Source organism: Mesorhizobium sp. M0500 (genome assembly GCF_040321165.1).
GTDB lineage: Bacteria > Pseudomonadota > Alphaproteobacteria > Rhizobiales > Rhizobiaceae > Mesorhizobium.
The window spans coordinates 32058-41002 of sequence record NZ_JAMYRB010000036.1; the positions used below are offsets into that span (position 1 = coordinate 32058).

The 8945-nt window shown below is 61.8% G+C and carries 10 protein-coding genes; 6 read left to right on the forward strand and 4 right to left on the reverse strand.

Annotation, left to right across the window (positions count from 1 at the left end; translation table 11 throughout):
* Nucleotides 1-61 precede the first annotated feature (61 nt).
* The 4 genes from nadC to NKI70_RS30980 all read right to left on the reverse strand — a co-directional run bounded on the left by nadC (nt 62) and on the right by NKI70_RS30980 (nt 4463).
* Entirely contained in the window at nt 62-916 is an 855-nt protein-coding gene (gene nadC / locus NKI70_RS30965; protein WP_023679602.1) for a carboxylating nicotinate-nucleotide diphosphorylase, read from the reverse strand.
* Nucleotides 916-2457 carry an L-aspartate oxidase gene (locus NKI70_RS30970; RefSeq protein ID WP_352642186.1) on the reverse strand — a complete coding sequence of 514 codons (1542 nt, stop codon included), beginning with the start codon at nt 2455-2457 and terminating at the stop codon, nt 916-918. Before NKI70_RS30970 ends, nadC begins: the two co-directional genes overlap by 1 nt.
* The gene (gene nadA, locus NKI70_RS30975; RefSeq protein WP_352625280.1) at nt 2454-3428 is read right to left on the reverse strand and encodes a quinolinate synthase NadA; all 975 of its coding nucleotides are present in this window, start codon (nt 3426-3428) and stop codon (nt 2454-2456) included. The genes NKI70_RS30970 and nadA overlap by 4 nt, the downstream gene beginning before the upstream one ends.
* A 66-nt stretch (nt 3429-3494) precedes the next feature.
* Nucleotides 3495-4463 carry an NUDIX hydrolase gene (locus NKI70_RS30980; protein WP_023679605.1) on the reverse strand — a complete coding sequence of 323 codons (969 nt, stop codon included), beginning with the start codon at nt 4461-4463 and terminating at the stop codon, nt 3495-3497.
* Between the two features lie 172 nt (nt 4464-4635).
* Here NKI70_RS30980 and panB point away from each other — a divergent pair, with 172 nt between their 5' ends.
* From panB to NKI70_RS31010, 6 genes are all read left to right on the forward strand, one after another.
* The gene (panB, locus tag NKI70_RS30985) at nt 4636-5496 is read left to right on the forward strand and encodes a 3-methyl-2-oxobutanoate hydroxymethyltransferase (protein WP_023679606.1); all 861 of its coding nucleotides are present in this window, start codon (nt 4636-4638) and stop codon (nt 5494-5496) included.
* Complete coding sequence (panC, locus tag NKI70_RS30990; RefSeq protein ID WP_352726006.1) at nt 5493-6353, forward strand: pantoate--beta-alanine ligase; 861 nt, start codon at nt 5493-5495, stop codon at nt 6351-6353. Before panB ends, panC begins: the two co-directional genes overlap by 4 nt.
* A gap of 95 nt (nt 6354-6448) precedes the next feature.
* Nucleotides 6449-7174 (forward strand): LuxR family transcriptional regulator, encoded by a 726-nt coding sequence (locus NKI70_RS30995; protein WP_352722238.1) that lies wholly within the window; start codon nt 6449-6451, stop codon nt 7172-7174.
* Nucleotides 7175-7267: 93 nt separating this feature from the next.
* Entirely contained in the window at nt 7268-7918 is a 651-nt protein-coding gene (locus NKI70_RS31000; RefSeq protein ID WP_023679608.1) for an acyl-homoserine-lactone synthase, read from the forward strand.
* Nucleotides 7915-8289 (forward strand): transcriptional regulator domain-containing protein, encoded by a 375-nt coding sequence (locus NKI70_RS31005; protein ID WP_352572089.1) that lies wholly within the window; start codon nt 7915-7917, stop codon nt 8287-8289. The genes NKI70_RS31000 and NKI70_RS31005 overlap by 4 nt, the downstream gene beginning before the upstream one ends.
* A gap of 157 nt (nt 8290-8446) precedes the next feature.
* A complete protein-coding gene (locus NKI70_RS31010; RefSeq protein WP_245274808.1) occupies nt 8447-8758 on the forward strand; it encodes a DUF2285 domain-containing protein in 312 nt (103 codons plus the stop codon).
* The last annotated feature ends 187 nt before the right edge of the window (nt 8759-8945 follow it).

Here is an 8945-nt window from a genome sequence, read left to right on the forward strand (position 1 = left end):
CTGTCTGATTGACGACGATCGGAAAGGACAGTTGATTCGATCCTGTTCGTTCCTCAGGCAATCATGAGCCCCAATAGTCGAGGCCGATATCCAGGATCGGCGCGCTGTGGGTCAGTCGGCCGACTGAAATCAGATCAACGCCGGTCGCGGCAATCGCTCGCGCTGTATCGGATGCGATCCCGCCAGAAGCCTCGGTGATAGCACGGCCGCCAACGATTGCGACGGCGCGGCGAAGATCGGCGAGGCACATGTTGTCGAGCAGAACCGCATCGGGAGCGAAGCCAAGTACCTCCTCCAACTGGGCCAGCGTATCGACCTCGACTTCGATCTTGACGAGATGACCGGCCCGTCTTCGTGCTCGCTCGAGCGCCGGGCGAACGCCGCCTGCGATGGCGATGTGGTTGTCCTTGATCAGAATTGCGTCGTCGAGGCCGAAGCGGTGATTGGATCCGCCACCTGCGCGCACCGCATACTTTTCGACTGCCCTCAATCCGGGCGTCGTCTTGCGCGTGCAGACGATCTTCGCGCCATATCCACGAACCGCAGCGACGATCGATGCCGTTGCTGTAGCGATGCCGCTCAGATGGCACAAAAAATTGAGTGCCGTCCGTTCGGCTGTGAGAATGGCCCGGGCAGGGCCAACCACTGATGCAATGACCTCTCCATCCATGACATTGCAGCCGTCTGCCCGCTCCACCGAAATTTCGACATCAGGATCAATCAAGCGGAAAGCGAGCATCGCCAGATCGAGGCCGGCGACAACTCCGGACTGGCGCGCCGCCAACACGGTTCCCGCTTGGTGTTCCTTCGGGACGATGGCCTCCGTGGTCAAGTCGCCGGCTCTGCCAAGGTCTTCAAGAAGAGCTGCCCTTACAAGCGGCTCAAGCATGACCGTGGGAAGCGGTGAGAGCGTCATCACTTTGCCCCTTCGAGGCTTGGGGAGTTTCCGAGTTCCCGCGCAGCGGCCAAGGCGGCTTCGAGGGTGATTTCGGACCGTCGGGCGACAGTCGCATGATGAGGAAAATCTGTCCGGTAATGAGCGCCGCGGCTTTCTTGGCGCAACAAGGCGGCAACCGCGATCATTAGCCCGACAGCCGCCGCATCCGAGGCCGCGTCCTTGCTTTCGGCGAGCGGCAATAAGGCACGTGCGGCTGCTTTCAAACCTTCACCATCCCGGACGATGCCGAGTGCGCGCGACAGGAAAACACGCACGGGTGTCGGAGCGGGCGATGGGTAAACGTCCGCAAACGCAGGCTTTGTTCTGCGAGCAGGCGTTCCGGCGACACTTTCAGCGACCCAGCGGGCGCACACGACGGCCTCGGTCAAGGAATTGCTGGCGAGCCTGTTGGCGCCATGCAGTCCTGTCGAAGCGACTTCGCCGCAGGCCCACAGCCCCTTGACGGACGTCCTACCGGAGCCGTCCACGGCAACGCCACCCATGTGGTAGTGTTGGGCCGGACGAATGGGGATGAGATCGCGCGCGGGATTGATGCCGGCTCCACGACAGGCTGATGCGATTGTCGGGAAGTGTCGAGCAAATTCCGGGCCAGGCCGTTGCCGCGCGTCGAGAAAAACACGGTGGCCGTTGGCAAGATGGTTCCAGACGGCGCGCGCCAAGACATCACGAGGCGCAAGTTCCGCCCCTGGCACGCTCTGGAGAAAAGCCTGGCCGGTTTCGTCGATCAGGGCAGCACCTTCGCCGCGGACGGCCTCGCTGACCAGCACCATAGGGCGTTCCGGGCCGTCAAGCGCGGTCGGGTGGAACTGGATGAACTCGAGGTCGGCAAGAACAGCTCCAGCGCGGGCCGCAAGCGCCAGGCCCTGTCCGCAACTGCCCCAAGGATTGGTGGTGTCGAGAAACAGTCCCCCGATCCCACCGGTGGCGAGGACGACCCGCCGTGAGCCGAAGAAGACAGGTCCTATCGAACCGCTCGCCCAGACGCCTCGGATCGCGTTCTCTCGCACCGCCAGCCGGCGCGCTTCCATGCCCTCCACGACAACAATCGACGGAGTGGAACGCACAGCCGCGATCAGGGCACGCATGATTTCACGCCCGGTGCCGTCACCATGCGCATGAACGATGCGACGTCGGCTGTGTGCGGCCTCCAATCCGAGGCACAGTGATCCTTTCGACGTACGGTCGAAGGGAACCCCAAAGCCCGCAAGCCCCTCTATCGCCTTGGGCGCGGCTTGGAGGATGCGGCTCGCCACGTCTGTGTCGCAGAGACCATCCCCGGCGGCAAGCGTATCGGCCAGGTGCAGTTCCGGATCGTCGTCTTCGCCGAAACTTGCAGCCAGACCACCCTGTGCCCAGGTGCTCGAATTGTCAGCTCCCAGTAGCGTCCTGGACAGAAGAAGCACCGGCTCCGGCGCCAGTTGAAGCGCCGTCATCAGTCCGGCGATGCCGCCGCCGATGATGATGGGCCGCCCGAAGAAGCTGCGGATATCGGCGCTCAAATTGCCAGCATCCGTTCGACCGCAAGCCGCGCGCGCCCGGCGATCCCGGGTTCGATGGTTACGACATGGTGGTTCTGCTCGAGCGCCGTGCGGATGTTGGCAAGCGTGATCCGCTTCATGTGCGGGCACAAATTGCAGGGCCGGATGAACTCGACCTCTGGGTGCGCTAACGCGACGTTGTCGCTCATCGAGCATTCCGTCATCAGCACGACACGTGGCGGCCTTTGCCTTTCGACATAGTCGGACATGGCAGCGGTCGAGCCGGAAAAATCTGCTTCAGCCACGACGTCGGGCGGGCATTCGGGATGCGCGAGCACGATCACGCCGGGATGGCTTTCGCGCAACTCGCGGATGTCGGCCGGTGTAAAGCGCTCATGCACCTCGCAATGCCCTTTCCAGGCGATGATCTGCACATCGGTCTGGGCGGCGATATTCTGGGCCAGATATTCGTCCGGCAACATGATCACCTGGGGAACGCCAAGGGATTGGACGACCGCCTTGGCGTTGCCGGATGTACAGCAGATATCCGACTCGGCTTTCACTTCGGCCGACGTGTTGACATAAGTGATGATCGGCACGCCGGGATAACGCTGGCGCATCAAGCGCACGTCTTCTGCCGTGATCGATTCCGCCAACGAGCATCCGGCGCTGAGATCCGGAATGAGCACGGTCTTGTCCGGATTAAGGAGCTTGGCCGTTTCGGCCATGAAATGCACGCCGGCCAGCACGATGACTTGCGCCTCGATCGTCGCAGCCGTGCGGGCCAGTGCCAAGCTGTCGCCGACGATGTCGGCCACGCAATGGAAGATCTCGGGGGTCTGATAGTTGTGCGCCAGGATGATGGCGTTGCGCTCGCGCTTCAGTGCAAGGATCGCCTCGATATCCTCGACGAAAGCCGGCCATTCAATCGGCGGGATCACTCGTCGGACGCGCTCGTAGAGAAACGCGGCCGTAGGCAGCATGGCGCTCATCGACCCCTCCAGCTTATACTCTAGTTGAAAATAACCAGCATATACTTGCTGTGAGTATAAGGGATGTCAACCCCGCGCCAGCGGCAATTTTGTCCCGGCGATGACCCTCTCGTCGAGAGCGGCGTGGCGGAACCGGTAAAGCTTCGCTGGCCGGCCGCCGGTCTCCGTGGTGGCCTCTCCGGTCTCTTCGACCAGCTCCTGCTGCTCGATCAGGCGGCGAAAGTTCGGCTTGTGGATGAGCCTGCCGGCGAGCGCCTCCACGGTTCGCTGCAGCTGCAAAAGCGTGAAGACCGGCGGCATCAGCTCAAAGACGACCGGCCGGTATTTGATCTTGGACCGCAGCCGCGCAATGCCGGTCGCCACGATGCGGCGATGATCGGCGACCATAGACTTGCTGGGCACCAGCGGAGGCAGCGTCGCGTCCCGTCCGCTTCCGGCCTCTTGGACCAGGCCTGCTTCGTAGACCAACTCATAGCGTTGAAGCGTGAGTTCCTCGTTCCAAAGGCGGTCGTCGAAGCCGAAGGCTATCGTCGCCCGCTGCCAGCGTTCACGTCGCGCGGCCGCGTCGCTGACGCCGTCTGCCCATTCAATCAGGCGCGGTCGCAGAACGTCCAGCACGACCGGAGGCGTGCCCGAGCGGTGGTCCTCCCATGGAAAATATTCATACCAACTCTGCCAGCCGCACTTGGGCGAGCCAGCTGCCTGTTCCTTGCGGGTCAATGCGAGATAGCTGATGGAGATGACGCGCTGCTGGCGCTCGGCGCCGATGCGATCTCGATCCGCGAAGGTGTAGAGTTGCTCAATATACCCCAGCGGATGGCCGGTCTGCTGCTCGACCCACCCCCTCAAACCGGATTGCAGCGATCGGTGCTCAAGCGCAAATGGTCCGGAGGGCAGGGTGTCCGCCTGGCCGATGGTGAGGACACAGGGTTCACTGTCGTTTACGGCGACGACAAAGGCGATCAGGTCCACTTTGACTTCGTCGGCCTTGACGGCGGCTCTGTCTTTCCTGGGTCCTATTGCCTGATCGTCCATGTTCGCGAAAGTGGTTGGCCAGCTCGGGGCGCCTGAATCGATTTAAGTGTAAGCGCGCCTGTCCGCACGTCAACACCGCACAGCTGCACGGCCATTTTTAGCTCTTCGCACTTGCACAAAAATGTGGCAAACGCGACACCGGCGGTTGGTAACGTTGGGGAAGGAGGGTCCATTGAGTGCGTTTGGTGACACCAAGGCGATCACACCGCCGGATATTCGTTCGCGCAAAGGTGGGACGCCGCTCGTCTGCCTTACCGCCTATACCACCCCAGTCGCGCGGCTTGTCGATCCCCATTGTGATGTGGTGCTCGTCGGCGACAGCGTCGGCATGGTTCTCCACGGTCTGCCCTCGACGCTCGGTGTCACGCTGGAGATGATGATCACGCATGGCCAGGCGGTTCGCCGTGGCATCAAGCAGGCGCTGATGGTCGTCGACCTGCCGTTCGGTTCCTTCGAAGAAAGCCCAGAGCAGGCTTTCCGAAATGCTGCGCGCGTCATGTCGGAGACCGGCTGCACGGCCGTCAAGCTCGAAGGCGGCGAAACGATGGCAGAGACGATCGGCTTCCTCGCCGCGCGCGGCGTGCCGGTCATGGCCCATGTCGGCTTGACGCCGCAGTCGATCAACACCATCGGTGGCTACCGCGTGCAGGGCAGAGGCGGGGATGCCGAGCGCATCAGGCGCGACGCGCTTGCGGTGAGCGAAGCGGGCGCCTTTGCGGTCGTGCTGGAGAAGGTTCCCGAGGCGCTCGCCCGCCGGATTACCGGGGAGGTGGCGACCCCGACCATTGGCATCGGTGCCTCGGCAGCCTGTGACGGCCAGATTCTCGTCGTCGACGACATGCTGGGCCTCTTCGGCGACTTCCGGCCCAAATTCGTCAAGCGCTACGCTGAACTGGGGGAGGCCGCTGCGGCTGCGATCGCGGCCTATGCGCGGGAAGTGAAGGAGCGCCAGTTTCCGGCCGCCGAGCACGTGTTTGCCGATGCGCCCAAGCCCGCCGACGCGGACGCCACCAAGAGCGGAGAAGCAGCGTGAGCGTGCCGATCGTCAGGAGCGCTGACCAGCTTCGCGAAATTGTCGCCGCATGGCGCCGCGAGGGCGTGAGGATTGCCGTCGTGCCAACGATGGGTGTCCTGCATGAGGGCCATCTCAGCCTGGTGCGCGCGGCACTCGAGAAGGCAGACCGTGTGATCGTGACGCTCTTCGTCAACCCGAAGCAATTCAACAGCCAGGCCGATCTCGCCGCGTATCCGAGCACCGAGGACGAGGATGCCGCCAAACTGGCACCGCTTGGCGCGCACCTGCTTTATGCGCCGGATGCAGAGGAGATGTATCCGGCGGCCTTCGCCACGACCGTTTCGGTGTCCGGTGTCAGCGAGGGCCTGTGCGGTGCCTTCCGGCCGGGACATTTCGATGGCGTGGCGACCGTCGTCGCCAAGCTCTTCCTGCAGACCAGCGCTGACTTCGGCTTCTTTGGCGAAAAGGACTTTCAGCAAATTCACCTAGTCAGGCGTATGGCCCGGGACCTGGATATTCCAATCACCATTGTTCCTTGTCCGACAGTCCGCGAAGCCGACGGTCTTGCACTATCATCGCGCAATGTCCGGCTCTCGCCAGCAGAGCGTGCTGTTGCCCCCAAGCTCCCATCGGTATTGCTCCAGACGGCTGAGCGGCTTGCCCGCGGCTCGCCCGTCCTGCCAACGCTTGCCGATGCGCGCGCAGCAATTCTGGCTGCGGGCTATCGCGAGGTCGAATACCTGGAACTTCGCGACGAGGCAGATCTGCGACCGATGACAAGCCTTGACCGACCGGCACGCTTGCTTGTCGCGGCCTGGCTCGGCGGCACACGGCTCATAGACAACGTCAGAATATCACGGGTTTCACCAGATTAACGGGGTTCTCGGCACGCGCTGTATCCGTCCGGGGATCGTTTAAAACAAGGTCTCTGCCTGGCATCGAGCGATCACGGAGGTTACGCAAAGCGCAAATGCATCGCGTGTTTGAGAACTTCGTCGAGCAACTGTCTGCGAGTGTTGATGCTGCCGATCTCCGTGAGGCAATGGCATTCGCTGCAGCCGGCTTCGATTTTCCGCTATTCGCCTACTTCACTTACCCGTCGGCCCCCGGCGACGCCCCGCAATTGATCTCAAACTATCCTTCATCCTGGACATCACGTTATCTGCAACAGCGGTACCACAGTCTTGATCCGGTCATCCTGCGCGGGCTGCAAGGCTGGGATACCTTCGATTGGGGTGTGGATCGCGCTCGGCACTGTCTGCCGAATTCGCAGCAACAAATTCTGGAGAGTGCGGCTGAGTTTGGCATCCGCGGCGGCCTGACGATATCCATGCATGATCATCGCGGCCGGTTTGCTGCCCTGACCTTTGCTTCCGACGAGTCCCGCCCGCCTCTGTTGCGGTCACTGACACGTTACGAAAAAGCATTGCAGCTGGTGGCCATCAACTTTCATAGCCATGTCCGGCGCAGGCTCGCCGACGATCGCGTGGTGGACGGTGTAACGCTCACCCCGCGGGAGTTCGAGTGCCTGAAATGGGCGGCGCGCGGCAAGTCGGCTTGGGTTATCAGCCAGCTTCTCGGCGTCTCAAAGCGCACCGTGACCTTTCATCTGGAAAACGCCAAGGCAAAGCTTGGCGTTCGAACGATCAACCAGGCCGTTGCACGACTGGTTGCCTCAGGCCAGGCGAGATCCTGATTCTTCTGCCACGATAGCTGTAAACCTCTACAGGCTGCATCGTTGCCAGCTTTGCCCTTCGATGGCGGGAACACATCCCGCACGGAGGCGACCATGATGCAGCTGATAACACCAGACCTTTACAACGAGTTCGCAAGCGAGCTCAAAGAGATGCACGGGCTCAGGTTTCGGGTGTTCAAGGAAAGGCTCGATTGGGAAGTTGATACCGAAGACCAGATGGAAACAGACCCGTTTGATGGTCTGAAGCCTGTCTATCTGCTCCTCAAGGGATCCGACTGGCGAATTCGCGGTTGCGTGCGTCTTTTGCCCAGCACCGGACCCACAATGTTGCGCGACACGTTCCCGGTGCTGCTGGGTGCTGACGTCATGCCCTCGACTGCCGACATATGGGAGAGCAGTCGTTTCGCGCTCGATCTCCCTCCGTCGGCGCCCAAGGCAGCGGGCGGGCTGGCCCAGGCAACCTACGAGCTCTTCGCGGGCATGATCGAGTTCGGCTTGGCCAAGGATCTGACCCGGATAGTAACGGTGACGGATACGCGCATGGAACGGATCCTTCGCCTCGCGACGTGGCCATTGTCGCGCATCGGACAACCCAAGTCCGTCGGCAAAACGGAGGCGGTGGCCGGGTTTCTCGAGATTTCCCGCGCGAGCCTTTTGCGCATCCGCAGCAGGGGACGTCTGAGCCGACCGGTACTGTGGCAACCGGTTCTAGGCCCGTCGGCATTGTGGACACCTGAGCCGTGAAGGATGCTGGTCTGCCCAAGGAAGCGACGGTCGGTCTTGAATGCTGGCCGGACTGGCGTCGTCACGAAGCTTACCACTACGCCAGACGATTGCCGCGCACTGCCTGGGCCTGGGAGTTTCTTCGGCGCAATCCACAATTCCAGCGCGACCACGCCAAAATGGCACCGTCCGCCTGCATTGTCGGAGCCCAGGCCGACATGAAGATAATCGAGTTGACGACAGGATCATCTTTCCTAAGACAATGGAGCCTCCTTTTTCGCGGACGCGCCACAGTCGGACGCTACGTCGGCAAGGGTCTTTTGGGATCCGCGCGACTGCGCCCGTATCCTACGAGCGGCCGCGGAGCCGGTTGGGCTCGACCACGATTTTGAACCGCTTGATCTTTCTTCGCTCTCATGCTGCAAGGACATCCTGCTGACACCTGCCGGCGTGCAGCACGTGCTGCTGAGGGAGGACTGCCGGAGTCTGCAGATCGCCCTTTCCGGTGCATCCGTTCTCCGCCCGTTGCGGCTATATGTCGACGCGATCGTGCAGCCGCAGCACCTGAAGTTCCATGTCGCTGCCCTTCAGTTCCTGAACGACATCAATGGTTGCGGCCGCCTGGCAGCTGCTTGCTTTCCGCCGGAGCCCCGCGGAGCGCGTCTGCGTCTCGTGCTCCAGGCTTTGGATGGCTCGCTTGCGGGAGCATCTCATCAGGAGATCGCCATTGCCCTGTTCGGGAGACGCCGTGTCGAAGAAGATTGGTCTCATCCAGGTAGCCATCTTCGCGATCAGGTGCGTCGCGCCATCCAACGTGGCCGCTACCTGATGGGCGGCGGCTATAGACAATTCCTGATGTAATTCGGGTGACAGCTTAGTGATTGTCTTATTCGAAAACGCGCAGGCATCAATCTCCATTTCTCACTGCTATTGTGCCTTATACAAAACGTGACACGCGCCTAGCTAGTGCGCGTCCATAAACGGCTGTTTTCCCGGAGTTTTCAGTGGTCTTTGGCCTGCTGAAGCGATGTTTTGGGGACGCGTGATG

Bases quoted from the DNA above. Each gene is read 5' to 3' on its own strand.
- nadC (WP_023679602.1), bottom strand. From the start codon at position 916: ATGACGCTCTCACCGCTTCCCACGGTCATGCTTGAGCCGCTTGTAAGG.
- nadA (WP_352625280.1), bottom strand. From the start codon at position 3,428: ATGAGCGCCATGCTGCCTACGGCCGCGTTTCTCTACGAGCGCGTCCGA.
- NKI70_RS30980 (WP_023679605.1), bottom strand. From the start codon at position 4,463: ATGGACGATCAGGCAATAGGACCCAGGAAAGACAGAGCCGCCGTCAAG.
- NKI70_RS30995 (WP_352722238.1), top strand. From the start codon at position 6,449: ATGCATCGCGTGTTTGAGAACTTCGTCGAGCAACTGTCTGCGAGTGTT.
- NKI70_RS31000 (WP_023679608.1), top strand. From the start codon at position 7,268: ATGATGCAGCTGATAACACCAGACCTTTACAACGAGTTCGCAAGCGAG.